Here is a 17,801-nt window from a genome sequence, read left to right as displayed (position 1 = left end):
GCGATTGATTTCTTCTATTTTCCTGTAGTTTAGCGGGCCCGATGGAGCAAGTAGCCGCCAATAGCAAACATCAGCAAAATAGGAATAAATACAAACCATGCCGGTGACGGCGCATAGACCAGACTGGCATAACCGAGAAAATCCTGCAGATAGAAGAAGCCTAACCCTGCGAATAACGCAATCACCAAACGGAAGCCCATCGATTGCTGACGCAATGGCCCAAAGATAAATGAACAGGCAATCACTACCAGCGCAATCAGGGCAAATGGCGAACCGACTTTCTGCCAGAAAGCCAGCTGATAGGTTTTAGGTACCTGACTATATTCATGCATATAGCTCATAAAGCTCACCAGCTGGCTTGGCGATAAATCTTCCGGATCAATCGTCACCATATGCACATATTTCGGCTGCAAGGCCAAAGCCAGTGGTTGCTCATCATGCTGTACCAGTGTCGCATTGCCGTTTTGTAAAATATCAAACTGTTCTGTGCTATCTAGTTTCCAAGCCCCATCTTTGACGAATTCACCCTGCTTGGCATCCAGAGTACCCCGCAGTCGGTAATTGTCATCAAAGTCCAGCATCTGTACATTTTTCAGCTGGCCCTTGGCGTTGGCATAATCAATATAGATAAAGCGATTACCCTCACGCGTCCAGTAACCTTTCACTTCACCAATTTTGACTGGCTTGTTATAGCTTTTGACTGCTTTGGCCTGTTCATTGGTATATGGAATCACCCACTCGCTCAGGGCAAACGATAATACGACCAATAGCAATGCTGAACGGATCACCCAGCCGACAATCCGCCACAGACTGACTCCGACTGAACGCATTATGATCAGTTCACTATTGGAAGCCAATGTACCTAAACCGAGTACCGCGCCAATCAGTGCCGAAATTGGCAGGATTTCATAAAGATAATTCGGTGCCCCCCAGAGTACATATTTCAAGGCATCCCAGGCACCATAGCCTTCTTTCAGGGAACCCAATTCACCTAAATACGTAAATAAGACCTGCAGACCTGAAAGAACAGCGGTTGCCCCAAGCATCGCCAGCGCGGTGGTTCCGGTCACATGTTTGGCAACTATACGACGTGCTAACATTGTTAAGACCTCACTCGCTGAATCCGTTTTTTAATTTTTGGCGCCAAATTCTGTTTACGTGAGAACAATGCACCGGCTATGGCATATATGATCAGGACCAATGGATAAGCCCAAATGCCCATTTCCGCCTTGCTGACCCGGGTTTTGATCGCCATCAGGGCGACGATCAGGCTGGCAAAGATCATCAGTGCCGGGAATAATTTGAGATAGCGACCTTGACGTGGGCTCACTTCAGACAGGGCTACAGACAAAATCAGGGCAATTACAATGGCAAATGGTACAAAGACACGCCAGCCAAGCTCACTGGCTACGACAGGATCCTGACGATTTTTCCAAAGCTGTCCGGTCGGCAAGGCTTCAACTTCATCACTGGCCAGTTCTGCTTCTTTATCACTTTCGATCCGTAAACGATAGCTTTCAAATTCAGCCTGGGTATATTGCGGCGTGCCTGGATAAATTTCATAGCGGCGGCCATTGACGAGATCGACCACATTGGCCGCATCATTCGGCATTTCAATTCGGGTCGCTTCCTGCGCCAGAATCATCACATCTGGCTTGCCTTCTTTTTCCGCACGCTGATAGAAGAAGATATCTTTCAGGTTTTTGCGATCTTCGGATAGATCTCCGGCATAAATGGTATAAGGTCCGGAAGAGATAAATTCTTTGGGCCGAACCAGATCAAAGCCGGTTCGTACTGCCTGCTCACTGGTCAAGGCTTCGAACTGTCGAATCCCCCACGGTGAAGCCCACAACATGAGAAAGCCTTGTGCAAGGAGATAGACCAAAGTCATCGGAATCAAAAGACGTGCCAGCTGATGCCGGCTAATTCCGCTACCATTTAAGACCGCCATCTCATGATCAACATAGAGACGACCAAAGACCAGCATTAAGCCAATAAAGAACCCAAGTGGAAGAATCAAGGTCAGGAATTCAGGCAAACGATAACCAATGATGCTGAACAGGATTCCAGCATCCAGACGCCCCTGTGCGGCCACACCAAAATACTTGATCAAACGACCGCCCATCATGATAAGGGTCAGTAAGGCAAACACCACCAAGGAGGTCGATACCACTTGCTTGACCAGATAACGCCGAATAATCAAATTAGTTCTTCCAAAATGAGCTCCATAAAACGAGTGCTAGTTTACCCGAATAGCAAAAATATAAAACCTAGGTGGCTCTGCCCATTGAAAATCTATTCGGATAAATGTTTCAATGCTTGAATGATTTGCAAATCTAAACAGGCGTGAAAACAAGATATGAACCTTACAATTAATACGTCATTCCCAGAGAATGGATCAAGTCAATCTTTGTTGATTTTAGTCGACTCAGAACAGATTCAGAGCGCTGCATCAACATACCAAATCAACAGCCTAGATACATTAATTAAAGCATCTCAATTCAAGGCTGGTCTGGCAGAAAGTTTAAGCCTGATTGGACAGGTCAGCCAGTCTCAGCATGCGGCCCTGATCGGCCTCGGCAAGACTGCCGAATTACAAGCGGGAAAACTGGCGAAAATTGCCCAAGCCATTATTAAAGGCTCTCAAAAAAAATTCAAACAGATTTCTGTTGATCTGACACAACTTCCACAAGAATTGCACTATCTGTTTGCATTGGCTTTAACTCAAGCCAGCTACGGCTATGACGAATACAAGTCAAAAAAGAACGAATTTATTCTGCAGCAGATTGATTTCATCGCTGCCGAAACTCCGCTAACAGCTGAACAGTTGCAATTGATTCAGGCCGTTCAGACTGGTCAGAATCTGGCGCGTGATCTGGGTAATCGTCCTGGCAATATTTGTTTCCCAGAATATCTGGCAGAACAGGCGCAAGCGCTGGCGGCTCAATATCCGGACCTGCTTAAAGTAACTGTACTTAATGAACAGCAAATGGCTGACCTTGGTATGGGTGCCTTCCTTGCAGTTAGCAAAGGTTCAGACCGTCCAGGCCGTATTATTACAATTGAATATCTGGCTCATCGTGAAGAAGCACCAGTTGTATTACTGGGTAAAGGCATTACTTTTGATACCGGCGGTATTTCATTAAAACCAGGCGCTGGCATGGATGAAATGAAATACGATATGTGCGGTGCAGCTTCAGTTCTGGGCACGCTTCGTGCACTATGCGAATCTCGTTTACCAATTCATGTGGTAGGTGCGATTGCTGCAGCGGAAAATATGCCATCGGGCAAAGCCACCCGTCCAGGTGACATCGTAACCACCATGAGTGGTCAAACTGTTGAAATTTTAAATACTGATGCTGAAGGCCGTCTGGTTCTCTGTGATGCGCTAACTTATGTGAAACGCTTCAACCCTGCCCTGGTGATTGATATTGCAACTCTAACCGGTGCTTGTGTAGTGGCCTTAGGTTCAGTCTTGACCGGTATGTTTACGCCAGACAATGAGCTGGCTGCAGAGCTTGAAACCGCCGGCCAAAATGCATTTGACCGTGTATGGCGCATGCCAGTACTGGACGACTATCAGGAACAACTGGATTCACCATTTGCTGATATTGCCAATATTGGTGGCCCTAAAGCCGGTTCTGTAACAGCTGCATGCTTCCTGCAACGTTTTACGCGTGAATATCGCTGGGCTCACTTGGATATTGCAGGTACTGCATGGAATTCAGGTCCAAATAAAGGCGCAACTGGCCGTCCAGTACCTCTATTAATGCAATTCCTGGCTAATCGCGTTCAAAAGCATGGCTAAGGTCAGCTTTTATTTATTTGAAAAAAGCCCTGAACGACAAGTGGACAGCACTTGTCGTTTATGCCGTAAAATTTTGCGTCAGCCAGAGCGTATCTGGCTGCTGTGTGCCGATCCTGCCTTACAGCAGGAACTGGATGAAAAGCTATGGAACTTTGATCCTGCCAGCTTTATTCCGCATGGAATCGATCAGCCAGATGCGACCGTTTGTATATCGGCTCAATTACCAGAGCAGCCTGGCTGGATTATTTTTAATTTTAATCCGGAAGCACTTGAACCTGATGCGAAATTTAGTCACATTATTGAGATTATTGAAAACAATGAACCAGCCAAACAGCTGGGACGTGAAAAATATAAACAATATCGTCGCTTTGACATTCAGCCAAATACCTTTAAGCTCTAAGTAATCACGTGAACAAGGAGATGCAAGTGGCATTAAATGTAGGTCCAGATTTTAAACAGCGCTGGTTAAACACGCCTGAGGCTGTACGTCAGACCTTTATCGATGACCTCTCGCGCATCTGTGAAGTACTTAAGCCTGAAACCGCTGTAGAAGAATGGCTCGTTCGCGACCAACAGTTACAGAAAGAGTCTGAGCGTAAAATTGAAGCAGCGTATGCACAGCGCAAGGCCGAACTGATTGAAGAAGCACGTATTCGCAGACAACGGGCACTCGAAAAAGCCTTAGCCGAAAAACGTGCTGAAGAGCAAGCCTATGCCGAACAGCTACGCCGTGATGAAGAGCGAAAATTTGCCGAGCAGACCCGGAAGCTGGCTGAAATGCGTCATATGCTAGATACTGAGGTTCAGGATTATGCCGCACGTTATCAGAAAAATCCGGATCAGGTGCTCGACTTTGCCAAAGGTCGCCTAAATATCGACGATACCCAGATTTTATCTGAGCTGGAAAGCTTACGGTTACGTCTGGAACTCGAAGCAGAAACTGTGATTGAACAAACCGTCAATGCACTGCGTGAGAAATTACGCGCTGCAGCCAAAGAAGAAATTGACTATATTCTGAAAAATTCTGATCTGGCTGAGTAAAGTTGATCGTCAGTTGGCTGAAAAGATTCTTTTTATTTTTCAGCCTAATCCATCCCCTGTCTTGGTTAGTTTATTCCATCAAACTATAAAATCTGCTTTAAAATTAAAACAAGTCAGCCAGTAAAAATGCGGTATTGCCAAGCAGATAGCCCGCCCCTAGCAGAGTGCTAATCCAGAGAATTCCCCCAGTCACATTATAAAAACTGAAAGTTGCAAAGCTCATATGGCCAGAACCTGCCGCAAAAGGACCGAAGGAACGTACAAAGGGAATAAAACGCGCAATTAAGATCGTCTTGCCGCCATGTTTCATAAAATAATGATTGGTTTTGACCATATATTCGGGTTTGAAAAACCGTGAATGCTCATTGAAATATTTTAATCCGAGCACCCTGCCTGAATAATAATTCACGGTATAACCCAGAATCGAAGCAATCAGCAGCAATAAACCCATGGAGTGTAAGGTAATCAGGTCAGAGCTGGAACACAGCGCACCGACGGCAATCAACAGACTGTCACCGGGCAAAAAGAAAAAAAATGGCGAACCTGTTTCCGCAAAAATCACCAGGAACAAAATTGCATAGATCCATACCCCATACTGCTCCAGCAATAAGGGTAAAGACTGTTCAAGATGAAGTAAAAAATCGAGCATTCGACCTGTCCACTGGGGCTAAAATCGCGAGTTGAGCTACGTATTATCCCGAAAAATAAAAAAACAGTCTAATTTTTCAATTAGATTGTCTGGTAATTGCGCAGCTAATTTATTTCAAAAAGCCATTTTCGGCTAAGAATTCCATGCTGATTTTAGACTGTTCTGTAGTTTCTGCGGCCTTGTCACCAAGCAATAAACGCTCGATATAACGTGCCAGTACATCCACTTCCAGATTGACTTTAGTGCCTAACTTCCAGGTACCAATATTGGTCCGTTCTGCCGTATGCGGAATTAGATTCAGACTAAGGATATTTCCACGCAAGTGATTGATGGTCAGGCTGATGCCATCTACTGTTATAGAGCCCTTCTCTGCCAGATATTTGGCAATTTCTTTTGGTGCAGTCACTTCAAAATAAATGGAACGGGCATCGGAACGTACCACCGTAATTTCACCTACAGCATCGACATGACCAGAAACAATATGTCCACCAAAGCGTGTAGTTGGTAGCATCGCCTTTTCGACATTTACAGGTTGGCCGACTTTCCAGTTAGCCAGTGTAGTCCGGTCCAGGCTTTCACGTGATACGTCTGCAGCATACCAGTTCTCACCCCAGTCAATTACGGTCAGACAGATACCATTGGTGGCAATTGAATCGCCTAGATGTACATCGGACATATCTAGATCCGTCTGGATGCGTAAACGCACATCACCGCCAACGCTTTGCAGGCTCTCGACCTTGCCCAGACTTTCAATAATACCTGTAAACATCTTTATTTCCTTTTTCTCTGCACTTACCACAAGGCCAATTGGGTACTCACCCCGGTCGTATCCACACCGCCCAGCTCGGCATAATGATGCAACTGGCTCAGTAACTGACGGATTGGCGGACCTGACTTGGCATGTGTGTCGGTAATTACAATAAATTCTAGTACACGTGCACGTTCAGACTGGCGCTGTTTGCTGACACGATAACGTGGCACATCCTGAGTGAGCAAGGTTACACGGCCACGTTTCAGGTTGGCCTGCAGCAAATCTGTGGCACTGATATTACCATCGGTTGAATAACTGGTCAGGATAAAACGCGCATTAATGGTCGCCAACAAAGTTTCATAGGCTTCTTTGGCATGCTTGGATGAGTTGTACTGACTTGGACGTTCTTTACGCCATGCACGGTCAATCCCGCTCTTGAAGCCTTTAGTGTCTGGAGTCGGTAAATCCACCTGATCCCACAGCGTTAAAGCATTGAGTACATGATAGTTACTACTATAGGCATGCTGGTTATACGGTGGATCCAGATAAGCCACATCGACTTCAAAACCACTCATCTGATTGGCCAGATGTTGGGCATCTACACACCACATTTCTGCAGCAGGTCCTTGATGCTTGGCATCTTCACAGAAACGGCTTGGCGTTAACCAAAGTAAAGATTCAATACGTTCTAGTGCAGTCTGGGTTTTTCCACCCCAACCATGATGAAAACTTTTAAATACACCAGAAGTATTGCTGACAAAACTGGCTGAATAGAGCAGCGGTGCTAACAAAGCACTCATCTCGACATCATCGATTGCACCTTGCGCCTGCCAGGTCGCAATCTGCTGACGAATGGCATCAATACGCATGCCATTACGGCGCTTGAAGAACAAACGGTCACGGGTCGGATCATAGATTTCGTCATTGCGTGGACACAGGTTATGCGTCACCCAGCCTTTGACTTCAGGCAGACGGTTTAGATAGTCGATCGCTTTCTGATAGCCACCCAGTTCTTTAAATGCAGGTGCATCAGTGCATGCCAGAACTGCATGATTCAGCGCATGGCTATACGGTTCCCAGTCATTGGCAATGACACGATAGCCATTTTGACGTGCCAAACGTGATACCACACCAGAACCGGCAAAGAAATCGGCAAATATCGGCGCACGGCCATCTTCACGTTTTAGGGTTCCCGTGCTCTCAAGTGCTTCCAGAATTAAGTGTAGTAAACGGCGTTTGTTCCCCAGATAAGGAACCAGCTGATGGAAAAGATATTCATCTGTGGTACGTGCCGCATGGCGACGTTTGTGGTAAACCGTAGACTCTGAATTCATAGTGTCTCTTGAGAGGGAATTAACCTGAAGCGCACGTCATCACCCAAACGGGTCACGTCCTGCAACTTGAATCGAAGTTGTTCTGCCATTCGGCTGAATTCTGCATTGAACATACTACGCGCAGTTTGCCCCAATAAAGTCGGTGCAACATAACTGATGAGTTCATCCACCAGCCCTGCCTGTAAAAATGCAGTAGATAAAGTCGCACCTGCTTCAACCAGCACATCATATATCTGATGCTGCTGAACCAGTTGCTGTAATAATTCTTTTAAAGGCTGAATTTCGAATTGGATCACACCCAGATCAGCCAGCTCCTGACGATAAGGCCCCATCACCATCACCGTTTCTGGAGTCTCCAAAATCTTGGTAGTGAGGGGTAAACGCCCCTGGCGATCCAGAATAATCCGTTTGGGCTGAACTACCGTGCTGATGTCATTCATACCTTTCAGGCTACGGACATTGAGCTGACAGTCATCAGCCAATACAGTTTCAATCCCGGTAATCACTGCGCCAGAAATGGCACGCCAGTGCTGGACATCCTGACGGGCTTCAGGACCGGTAATCCATTTCGATTCACCCGATGCCATTGCCGTACGGCCATCCAGACTCGATGCAATTTTCAAACGGACATAAGGCATCCCAGTCGCCATCGCTTTTAGAAAGCCATCATTCAGTGGATGTGCTTCATCTTCACAAATGCCGACTTCAACGTCGATTCCGGCATCTTTCAGGATTTGCACACCTTTGCCAGCGACCAGTGGATTCGGATCAGGACAAGCCACAATCACTTTAGCTACGCCTGCTTCAACCAATCCTTTAGCACATGGTGGTGTACGGCCATAATGGGCACAAGGTTCCAAAGTCACATATGCTGTTGCGCCACGTGCCTGCTCTCCGGCCTGACGCATGGCAAAGACTTCCGCATGAGGCTGACCCGCTTTGGGATGAAAACCTTCACCCACGACTATGCCATCTTTGACAATGACACAGCCGACATTCGGGTTGGGTTTAGTAGAGTACTGTCCCTGACGTGCCAGCTCAATGGCACGACGCATCCAGATTTGATCTTGAGTGAGTTCAGTCATGCTTATTCTTGAAACTCACCGCGTTGCTGCATCTGTTCAATCTGACGACGAAAGGCTTCGACATCCTGGAAATCCTGATAGACCGAAGCAAAACGGACATAAGCGACATGATCAAGTGCAAATAGAGATTGCATGACAATTTCACCAATCGTGCGTGATTTCACATCACGCTCACCCAGACGGCGAATCTGCAACTGGATATCACTGAGCACCGTTTCAATCTGTTCTTGCGTCACAGGACGTTTCTGCAAGGCATGCATCAGGGAACGGCGTAATTTGGCTTCATCAAAGGGTTCATTCTTGCCATCAGATTTGATGACACGCGGCATCACCACTTCATAACTTTCAAAGGTGGTAAAGCGTTCATTACAACTGACGCATTCACGACGGCGGCGAATCTGGCAACCTTCAGCGGCCAGGCGTGAATCAATCACTTTACTGTCTGGTGTATTGCAAAATGGGCAATGCATAGCGGTTTAATTGAACAAATCCTGATGATTTCCGAGTGTAGCAAAAATTCCAAACTTTGTAGAGTTTTACGCAACATATAGAAAAAAAACAGCCCAGATGGGCTGTTTTACACAATATATTGATTATTGTTTTAGCAGATTATTCTACGCGTTCGCCATGTTGACTTAAGTCCAGACCCATGCGTTCATCATCAGAAGAAACACGGATACCGATGATCAGATCAATTGCTTTAAGAATCACGAAAGTTAATACTGCAGAGTAAGCGATGGTTGCCAGTACACCTTCAACTTGAACCCAAAGTTGGCTCATTACATTTGCTGGAGCAGCATCACCCATGATGAATTCGCTTGCGAAGAATGCTGTCAGAATCGCACCAACGATACCACCCACACCGTGCAAACCAAAGGCATCTAGAGAATCGTCGGCTTTTAGTGCGCGTTTCAGAGCAGTAATACCCCAGAAACATACCACACCACCGATCAGACCCATTGCCAGCGCACCACCGACAGTCACGAAACCAGCTGCTGGAGTAATCACCACCAGACCTGCTACCGCACCAGAAGCCCCACCTAATACAGATGCTTTACCACGTACTACTTTTTCAGTAATTAACCAAGAGATCGCTGCTGCCGCTGCTGCAACTTGAGTTACGATCAGCGCATAACCTGCAGAACCATTTGCACCCAATGCTGAACCACCGTTGAAGCCGAACCAGCCTACCCAAAGTAAGCTTGCACCGACTACAGTTAAAGTCAGGTTATGTGGCGCCATTGATTCACGGCCAAGACCCATACGTTTACCAAGCATGTAGGCTGCAACCAGACCCGCTACACCTGAGTTGATGTGAACGACTGTACCACCAGCAAAGTCAAGCGCACCGTCGTTACCTAACCAGCCGCCGCCCCAGACCCAGTGAGTAATTGGTGCATACACCAGAATCACCCAGAGTGCAATGAATGCCACAAAAGCACCAAACTTCATACGCTCAGCAATCGAACCGCTGATGATGGCAACCGTAATAATGGCAAACGTCATTTGGAAGATCACGAACAGGATTTCAGGAATTGTGCCTGAAAGCGCATCGGTGGTTATTCCAGCCAGCATGAGCTTGTCCAGACTGCCGATAAAGGCATTTCCTTCACCAAAGGCCAATGTATAGCCAATCACGACCCAGGCAATACTGACTACGGCTGCGGCAACAAAGCTGTGTGCCATTGTTGCCAGCACATTTTTCTTACGGACCATACCGCCATAGAACAGGGCTAAACCTGGAATGGTCATCAGTAATACAAGGGCTGTTGAAGTGAGAATCCAGGCTGTATCGCCAGTATCGAGAGTAGCTTCTTCTTCTGCAGGCGCTGCTGGTTCAGCTGGCGCCACTTCAGCAATCTCTGCTGTAGTTGTGTCTGTTGTTGTAAGTGAAGTATCACCAGTCTCTGCAACGAGTGCGACTTCTTCAGTAGGTGTTGGTGCTGTTACGGCCTCTTCAGCCCACGCAACAGAACCACCTAAAAGAGCGCTGGACAAGCCGAACGCCATTAGCATTTTTTTCATTCGTATCCCCCAACCATGTTTTTTGTGAGTTATTAGGTACTCAGCAAACTTCGTGCCAAATTAAACAGCGTCTGCACCTGTTTCACCGGTACGAATACGGATGACTTGTTCTAAGTTAGTTACGAAAATTTTTCCGTCACCGATTTTGCCAGTGCTTGCAACACGAGTAATTGATTCAATTACCGAATCAACCATTTCATCGCTGATTGCGATTTCGATTTTGACTTTCGGTAGGAAATCTACAACGTATTCAGCACCACGATAAAGTTCAGTATGGCCTTTTTGACGACCAAAGCCTTTGACTTCAGTCACAGTGATGCCTTGAACACCAATTTCAGATAATGCTTCACGCACATCATCCAATTTGAAAGGTTTTACAATTGCAGTTACGAGCTTCATGTTTGTTTTCCTTCGGCTTATTTCACCAGTAAGGTTTTATGTTCAAATTTCATGCCAAGATTCCTAAGGTCGGGGGAAATTAGAAAGCCCGGCACGATGTTTCTTGCTCTTTTATTTTATACTTATAACGTATTGGAATCTGCATAAATTGGATATTTTTTATGTGGATTTTTACAATATTACTAATCGAAGCAGCCTATATTTTATCTGAAATACTGTCAGTCACTCTTGCAGCAATGCTACACTGTCCGCGCATTTATATGGCGATGGATCGGATTATGATTGAAACCCTGTTACAAGCAATTTTGCAGCAAGTTGAACAGCCTAAAAAGGACCTGGAGCACAATCTGCGTGCCCTGCTCAATGAAGCCGTCAGTAAAATGGATTTAGTGTCTAAAGAAGAGCTCGAACGTCAACGCACTGCCCTAAATAATGCCAATCAGCGTTTAAATGTTTTACTAAAACAAGTCGAAGAGCTAGAAGAAAAAGTCTCGATTAAAAAATAAGCACAACTACAGTGCACAAAAGACACGAGAACAATAAAAATAATGCACTATATTGGAACAACAATATGTCTTTTGCCAAAATTTATACGCGAGGCCTGTTAGGCCTGCATGCACCTTTAATTGAAGTCGAAGTTCATGTCAGTTCTGGCATGCCTTCCCTCACCATTGTGGGGCTTCCTGAAGCCGCAGTCAGGGAAAGTAAGGATCGGGTTCGATCAGCTATTCTGAATAGCGGCTTTCAGTTTCCGACCAAACGCCTGACCATTAATCTGGCACCTGCCGATCTACCTAAAGATGGCTCACGTTTGGACTTGCCGATTGCGCTAGGAATTTTAGTGGCCTCAGGGCAGCTTCCAGAAAATTGCACAGATGACCTTGAATTTATTGGTGAACTGGCCCTAGATGGTCAATTGCGGCCTGTAACAGGAATCCTGAGTATTGCAATCGCCTGCCAGCAGGCACAGCATCAACTGATCTTGCCTAGTCCGAATGCTCAGGAAGCCTCTCAGCTTCCGGATTTTCAGGTATTTGCTGCCAATCATTTACAGGAAGTCTGTGCACATCTGGCTCAAGCAGAAACCTTGCCCCCGTTTAAGACCAGCCCATTAGATCAGCACTCTTTTTATAAATTTGATCTTGCGGATGTGAAAGGACAATTGCGACCACGACGTGCCTTGGAAATTGCAGCTGCAGGTGGCCATTCCCTGCTGTTCCGCGGCCCACCTGGTACAGGTAAAACCTTATTAGCATCGCGCCTCGCCAGTATTTTACCTCCCTTAAATACTCAGGAAAATCTGGAAGTTGCTAGTATCTATTCAATTGCCAATGCCAATCATCCCTTTGGCCAGCGGCCATTTCGGGCACCGCATCATACTGCGTCTGCCATTGCACTGGTCGGCGGTGGCTCACATCCTAAACCTGGAGAGATCACACTGGCACATTTGGGCGTTTTATTTCTAGACGAACTGCCTGAGTTTGACCGCAAGGTTTTAGAAGTATTACGTCAGCCGCTTGAGTCCAAAGAAATTGTAATCTCACGTGCTTCCCGGCAAATTACTTTTCCAGCCAACTTTCAGTTGGTGGCAGCCATGAATCCCTGTCCATGCGGTTATGCATTTAATCAGGACAGCCGCTGTCAATGTTCACCTGAAAGCATCAAGCGTTATCAGAACCGGATTTCTGGTCCATTACTGGATCGGATTGACCTGCATATTGACGTACCACCTTTACAGGCACAGGAGTTACAGGACAATAAACCCGTCGAAAACTCTGAAACGGTCAGACAGCGCGTGATCACCGCCTATAATATTCAGATCGAACGGCAAAATGCCTTGAACATGAGTCTTAGTCCAAAGCAACTAGAACAATACGCCCCTCTCGATCCACCAGCTCAGAAAATGATTGAACTGGCTCAGCAGAAACTGAATTTGTCAGCACGAGGCTATCATCGGATTTTGCGTGTTGCCCGAACCATTGCCGATCTTAACCAAAGTCCAGATATTCAGACTGGGCACTTATCGGAAGCCTTGTCTTATCGCGGGCAGCAGCAGATTTAGAATATTAAAAAAGGCGACCTGAGATCGCCTTTTTTAAACCCCAAAGATTAGAAGCTGTAGCCTAGTCCTAATACCACTTTATTTTTCTGTTTATCTTCAAAACGGTTATAACCACCAAAAATATAATTCATGCTGGCGGTGATGCCTGTATCAGCAAGTGGCTTGCTTAGACCGATATCGAAATGACGGAAACCGAAACTGTTTTCTGTTCCTTTTATGTCGCCATCTTTGGCATAAATATATAGGCCAAGTGCAGTATCCAGACTAAAATCTTTTGGCAGTGCATAGCTATAGGTGCCTTTTAGATAGGTATCCCCTGCATTACCCCAATCAAGATCTTCAAGCAATGTTTGAGCAGTCACACCAAAATCTTTGTACGTCAGACCCAGCATGGTTTCAAAACCATTTGAGCCTGTATTGCCAATATCATAATAGTAATAATAAGTTAAACCCGCTGTATAACCCCAGTCTTCATTGATTGAACCGTTATAGCCCGCATAAAAATCATTTTCAAAGGCATTGGGCAAATCATCACCATAGTCTAATGTCGAACCCCACCAGCCTGCATAGAAACCAGAAGCATGATTGTAGTCCAGCCCCCCCTGTAAAGTAGCGCCCTTATTTTCTGGCGTATTGGTAATACCACGCAGGTTATAGCTTGAAAGTACGCTGATATTTCCAGATACCGTATGTTCAGCAGCCGGTTCCTCAGCAAAAGTAAAAGAAGATGCAGCGCCCAATAAAGCAAGAGATAATACTTTTAATGTTGATTTCATTGTGTGACTCCCCCAGATCGTCTGAGACGTTTTTTATGGTCATTGATTAAACTCAAGCTCGAAACTGCAAGAGCTATGCCAATCTGGAATAAAACAACTAAAATCTGATGAATAAAAATAAAATAAAGCACTAGGTGTTTGTTTTTAAATTATATTTAAATTTTTAAAAAAAGCACTTTAATAGATTCTTTTTAACCTTGGTCCTTTTTCAAGGATTTATTTTCTTTTTTCGGTCTTATACATAATCATTTACAAGTTGCGCCATTTTGAGTCTATTTTCGCTTTGATTAAATTTTGTGCTAAAAAAAGGTGCAGAAATAAAAAGTAAAGAAACACATTGCTCTATTCGAGTTTTCGATTCTTGCTCAAACTCAGAAAATTTCTGGATTAAAAAGTTCAAAATAGTGCTAAGCAAGAAAAAGTGATGCTCATGGAATGACTTTTTATTATTCAGAAATCTATGCGCATTTTTGGATTTATAAATATTTAAATTAAATATTTATATATTAAAATTCAATAATTTATAATCAATTCTCACTTTTAAGAAATTATTAATGAAGAGTCTGATACAGAAAATGAAGATTTTGAACACTCAACTTTTTCATTCTAAGAATTTTAATTTTAAATATTATTGATGCACTCATGAGTCATACCCTTCAGAGAATTTATATTTAAAAAATATCTTTGTTTTTATTTGTTTTTTTACTATATGGTCAGGATTTAGACTGTTAGATCTCTTACCATTGTTCACTTTAGATTAAAAAAAATCCATCGACTTTAGTGGAATATCGTAAATAAAAATGACATTTATTCAGCGAATCTTATACAATTCCTAAAAATTTCCATCAATTTGTATAAGGCTCTCTCCCAATGCAAAACACAAAAAAATTAACATTGGCAGTTTTGATTCAGGCTGCATTGATCTCAACCGCTTTTGCTAGCGAGCAAAGTGAGTCTAAAGGTTTTGTAGAAGATGCAGAAGGATCTGTACTTTTCCGTACTGGTTATTTATCTCGTGATAAGAAAAATGGCGTAGCAGATACAAGTTCAGCTGCACAGACTGCAATTGTGAAACTGGATTCTGGCTTTACTCAAGGTGTAGTCGGCTTTGGTGCCGGGATCATCGGTGATGCTTCTTTCAAACTAGGAAACAACAAAAATGCCGGTAATGGCATGATTCCTCGTGAAAACGGTTTCAATGCTAAAGGTGAGTACGTTAAAGGTGCTGGCGATACTTATGATCATTGGGCTCGTGGCGGCGCTTATGTGAAAGCTCGTGTATCTAATACCACTGCTGTATATGGTACCCAAGTTTTAGATCTTCCTGTATTGGCATCAAATACTGCACGTCTCGTTCCTGAATACTTTGAAGGCGTATTAGTGACTAGCAATGAAATTGATAACCTGTCATTAACAGCTGGTAAATTTACTAAAAACCAATATTCAGACCAAATCGACTCTGATGGTAACGAGCTTGATCGTGCTGTTGTTTGGGGCGCGAAATATAAATTTAGTGATGCTCTAAACGCTTCTTACTACGGTACAGATATTAAAGACCGTTTAGACCGTCATTATGTGAATGCGAACTATAGCTATGCAGTAGCCAATGGCGGCACTTTAACTCACGATTTCAGTGGCTATCATACTGAGTGGGATAAAAAAGCTGACGGTGGTGCATATACTTATTCTCATACCACAAATGACTTAAGTAACTTAAGCAACAATATTTGGGCTATTTCTACCACTTACAATACTGGTCCGCACAATATCATGGTGGCTTACCAACAAAATACTGGTAACACAGGCTATGACTATGGTTTGGGTCGCGGTGTAGGTGATGGTCATCAAACGATTTATCTACCAAACTCATACCTGTCTGACTTCATTGGCAATAATGAAAAATCAGCACAACTTCAATACACATTTGACTTCGGTGCTGTAAATGTTCCTGGTCTATCTTGGACTTCCGCATTTGTATATGGTTGGGATATTGATGTAGCAGGTAGTCCAGATCGTTCTCAGTTAGTAACTAGCGATGCACAAGAACGTGAATTCTTTAACCAGGTGAAATATACTGTTCAATCTGGTTTTGCTAAAGATGCGAGCTTGCGTTTACGTCACTCTTACTACCGTGCAAGCGATGATTATCAAGCTGATCGATACATTGGTGACACCAACGAATGGCGTATCTGGTTAGATATTCCTGTGAAATTATTCTAATTCACCCGAATTTCAAGCCATAATAAAAAACCTGCACAATGTGCAGGTTTTTTTGTTTAAGTTTTAAAAAGTTAAAGACTTAAACTGAAAAGCAAATGAATTATTTATTTGCTTCTGCATAAGCTGCAATTGAGCTGAGTACTTCCTTTTTAGCAACATCAGCACCTTCCCAACCACTTAACTTAACCCATTTACCTGGTTCCAAGTCTTTGTAGTGCTGGAAGAAGTGTTCGATTTGGCTGATCAGCAACGGAGGAAGATCAGTATATTCTTGAACATCTTTGTAGATCGGAGTCAGTTTGTCGTGTGGAACTGCAACCAGTTTCGCATCAACACCACCATCATCTTCCATGTTCAGTTTACCTACAGGACGGCAACGAATGACTGAACCTGGCTCTACTGGATGTGGAGTTACGACCAATACGTCTAGAGGATCGCCATCTAGAGAAAGTGTATTTGGTACATAACCATAGTTTGCTGGGTAGAACATTGCTGTACCCATGAAACGGTCTACAAATAATGCATCAGAATCTTTATCGATTTCATATTTGATTGGTGCTGCATTTGCAGGAATTTCGATAATGACATAGATGTCGTTTGGCGCATCTTTACCCGCTGGGATATTGCTGTAGCTCATAGCATCACTCTTTAACAAGTTATATCTTTTAAAAACCGCGACAATTATAACGGTTTTTACAGATTTTTTTTGATTTTAAAATATCGAACTGTAAATATCTCGACCTGCTTTATTTTAAGCTTAAGAGATTTTGATAATTAACAGCAGTAAGGTTATTGGACATAATAAAGATAACAGCCAGACAATTGAACGTAAGGTCGACCAGTTCGCCAGATAACAGATCCCATAGATGACCCGAAAAACCAGATAGGCAATCCCAAAGGTCATCACCAGACTTTGCGGCACGACCATATATTCTGCCATCAGAATCGAGGCGATAAAGAGCGGTAAGCTTTCAAAGCTATTTTGCTGAGCGGCATTGGCGCGACTGGCCAGGCCTGTAGACTTTTCTAAAAATGCCCGCGGATTCTGATTGTCTTTTGCACGAAACCCTGCCGATTTTTTCGCAATCAAGGTAAAAACATAAGGTAAAAGACAAGCTGCCAAAATGAGATAGATAACCCCACTAATGCTATGCATCTGATTTTTCTCTTGAGAATTTTTATGTCTATCATAGCATGGCGTTTCGTGAATAAATTTTGTTAAATAGAGTGTTTTTATAAATGATTAAGGATTCACTATGGTCAGCCCTGATCAAAATGAAATGTTCGATGTCCTCGAGAAACAGCGCCAGCATCAACGTCAAGTGGATCGCGTATTAAAAATCGTATTGCCGATTGTTGCATTTCTGATAGCGGTCATTTGTGCCAATATGAATATCTGGTCTCCCCTCTTTACCTTTGCCATCTTATGGATTGCCTTCTATGCCGTGGGCATCAAACGCATGCCGATCTGGCACTGGGTGGTCGCAATCATCATTTATTGCCTGATAGATAATATTCTCAGTTATGGCAGTTTTAATTTGAGAGGATTTAACCGCCAGTTTGGTACCATGTTTATTTTTTTGGGTGTGATCGGGGTAGGACGTCCTTACTTCGACCGCTGGCTAATGAAAAAAGAGAATTAAAAAAAGCG

19 protein-coding genes are annotated in these 17,801 nt (G+C 44.0%); 7 read left to right on the top strand and 12 right to left on the bottom strand.

Annotated features, from left to right (window positions below; genetic code table 11):
* Positions 1–29: 29 nt before the first annotated feature.
* A complete protein-coding gene (lptG, locus tag FTU01_RS02105; RefSeq protein WP_180003801.1) occupies positions 30–1,100 on the bottom strand; it encodes an LPS export ABC transporter permease LptG in 1,071 nt (356 codons plus the stop codon).
* Between the two features lie 2 nt (positions 1,101–1,102).
* Positions 1,103–2,203: an LPS export ABC transporter permease LptF gene (gene lptF, locus FTU01_RS02100; protein ID WP_180137996.1), complete on the bottom strand. Its 1,101-nt coding sequence runs from the start codon at positions 2,201–2,203 to the stop codon at positions 1,103–1,105.
* A 156-nt stretch (positions 2,204–2,359) separates the two neighbouring features.
* Here lptF and FTU01_RS02095 point away from each other — a divergent pair, with 156 nt between their 5' ends.
* From FTU01_RS02095 to FTU01_RS02085, 3 genes are read left to right on the top strand one after another with little or no spacing between them, the layout of a single operon-like run.
* The gene (locus FTU01_RS02095) at positions 2,360–3,808 is read left to right on the top strand and encodes a leucyl aminopeptidase (protein ID WP_179992211.1); all 1,449 of its coding nucleotides are present in this window, start codon (positions 2,360–2,362) and stop codon (positions 3,806–3,808) included.
* Positions 3,801–4,208, top strand: coding sequence for a DNA polymerase III subunit chi (locus FTU01_RS02090; RefSeq protein ID WP_180137994.1), 408 nt, complete (start codon positions 3,801–3,803; stop codon positions 4,206–4,208). The genes FTU01_RS02095 and FTU01_RS02090 overlap by 8 nt, the downstream gene beginning before the upstream one ends.
* Before the next feature lie 26 nt (positions 4,209–4,234).
* Positions 4,235–4,849 carry a hypothetical protein gene (locus FTU01_RS02085; protein WP_159123955.1) on the top strand — a complete coding sequence of 205 codons (615 nt, stop codon included), beginning with the start codon at positions 4,235–4,237 and terminating at the stop codon, positions 4,847–4,849.
* A 103-nt stretch (positions 4,850–4,952) separates the two neighbouring features.
* On the opposite strand, the gene FTU01_RS02080 is transcribed toward FTU01_RS02085, so the two are convergent.
* From FTU01_RS02080 to glnK, 7 genes are all read right to left on the bottom strand, one after another.
* Positions 4,953–5,498: a VTT domain-containing protein gene (locus FTU01_RS02080; protein WP_004787301.1), complete on the bottom strand. Its 546-nt coding sequence runs from the start codon at positions 5,496–5,498 to the stop codon at positions 4,953–4,955.
* A 109-nt stretch (positions 5,499–5,607) separates the two neighbouring features.
* Complete coding sequence (locus FTU01_RS02075; protein ID WP_034703431.1) at positions 5,608–6,267, bottom strand: riboflavin synthase; 660 nt, start codon at positions 6,265–6,267, stop codon at positions 5,608–5,610.
* Between the two features lie 23 nt (positions 6,268–6,290).
* Positions 6,291–7,583 carry a DNA adenine methylase gene (locus FTU01_RS02070; RefSeq protein ID WP_004787305.1) on the bottom strand — a complete coding sequence of 431 codons (1,293 nt, stop codon included), beginning with the start codon at positions 7,581–7,583 and terminating at the stop codon, positions 6,291–6,293.
* The gene (ribD, locus tag FTU01_RS02065; protein WP_179992215.1) at positions 7,580–8,668 is read right to left on the bottom strand and encodes a bifunctional diaminohydroxyphosphoribosylaminopyrimidine deaminase/5-amino-6-(5-phosphoribosylamino)uracil reductase RibD; all 1,089 of its coding nucleotides are present in this window, start codon (positions 8,666–8,668) and stop codon (positions 7,580–7,582) included. The genes FTU01_RS02070 and ribD overlap by 4 nt, the downstream gene beginning before the upstream one ends.
* Positions 8,669–8,670: 2 nt before the next feature.
* Complete coding sequence (nrdR, locus tag FTU01_RS02060; protein WP_004787309.1) at positions 8,671–9,138, bottom strand: transcriptional regulator NrdR; 468 nt, start codon at positions 9,136–9,138, stop codon at positions 8,671–8,673.
* Between the two features lie 139 nt (positions 9,139–9,277).
* Positions 9,278–10,693: an ammonium transporter gene (locus FTU01_RS02055; RefSeq protein ID WP_180137992.1), complete on the bottom strand. Its 1,416-nt coding sequence runs from the start codon at positions 10,691–10,693 to the stop codon at positions 9,278–9,280.
* Positions 10,694–10,753: 60 nt separating this feature from the next.
* On the bottom strand, positions 10,754–11,092 hold the full coding sequence (glnK, locus tag FTU01_RS02050; RefSeq protein WP_004650081.1) for a P-II family nitrogen regulator: 339 nt from the start codon (positions 11,090–11,092) through the stop codon (positions 10,754–10,756).
* A 278-nt stretch (positions 11,093–11,370) separates the two neighbouring features.
* Here glnK and FTU01_RS02045 point away from each other — a divergent pair, with 278 nt between their 5' ends.
* The gene (locus FTU01_RS02045; protein ID WP_180025476.1) at positions 11,371–11,598 is read left to right on the top strand and encodes an accessory factor UbiK family protein; all 228 of its coding nucleotides are present in this window, start codon (positions 11,371–11,373) and stop codon (positions 11,596–11,598) included.
* Between the two features lie 65 nt (positions 11,599–11,663).
* Positions 11,664–13,154 (top strand): YifB family Mg chelatase-like AAA ATPase, encoded by a 1,491-nt coding sequence (locus FTU01_RS02040; RefSeq protein ID WP_180034050.1) that lies wholly within the window; start codon positions 11,664–11,666, stop codon positions 13,152–13,154.
* Between the two features lie 47 nt (positions 13,155–13,201).
* Here FTU01_RS02040 and FTU01_RS02035 read toward each other — a convergent pair whose 3' ends face one another.
* Positions 13,202–13,930, bottom strand: coding sequence for a TorF family putative porin (locus FTU01_RS02035; protein ID WP_144723540.1), 729 nt, complete (start codon positions 13,928–13,930; stop codon positions 13,202–13,204).
* Positions 13,931–14,800: 870 nt separating this feature from the next.
* On the opposite strand from FTU01_RS02035, the gene FTU01_RS02030 reads away from it, so the two are divergent.
* Positions 14,801–16,150, top strand: coding sequence for an OprD family outer membrane porin (locus FTU01_RS02030; RefSeq protein ID WP_180025468.1), 1,350 nt, complete (start codon positions 14,801–14,803; stop codon positions 16,148–16,150).
* A gap of 100 nt (positions 16,151–16,250) precedes the next feature.
* Here the strand turns inward: FTU01_RS02030 and ppa are convergent, their stop codons facing one another.
* The gene (gene ppa, locus FTU01_RS02025) at positions 16,251–16,787 is read right to left on the bottom strand and encodes an inorganic diphosphatase (RefSeq protein ID WP_034703878.1); all 537 of its coding nucleotides are present in this window, start codon (positions 16,785–16,787) and stop codon (positions 16,251–16,253) included.
* A gap of 120 nt (positions 16,788–16,907) precedes the next feature.
* The gene (locus FTU01_RS02020; RefSeq protein ID WP_166136510.1) at positions 16,908–17,306 is read right to left on the bottom strand and encodes an MAPEG family protein; all 399 of its coding nucleotides are present in this window, start codon (positions 17,304–17,306) and stop codon (positions 16,908–16,910) included.
* A 100-nt stretch (positions 17,307–17,406) separates the two neighbouring features.
* Between FTU01_RS02020 and FTU01_RS02015 the strand changes: the two genes are divergently transcribed.
* A complete protein-coding gene (locus tag FTU01_RS02015; protein ID WP_034703874.1) occupies positions 17,407–17,793 on the top strand; it encodes a hypothetical protein in 387 nt (128 codons plus the stop codon).
* The last annotated feature ends 8 nt before the right edge of the window (positions 17,794–17,801 follow it).

It is taken from the genome of Acinetobacter sp. YH12043, assembly GCF_013419915.1.
In the GTDB taxonomy this organism is placed as follows: domain Bacteria; phylum Pseudomonadota; class Gammaproteobacteria; order Pseudomonadales; family Moraxellaceae; genus Acinetobacter.
This window is presented reverse-complemented; position numbering and strand designations above follow the sequence as displayed.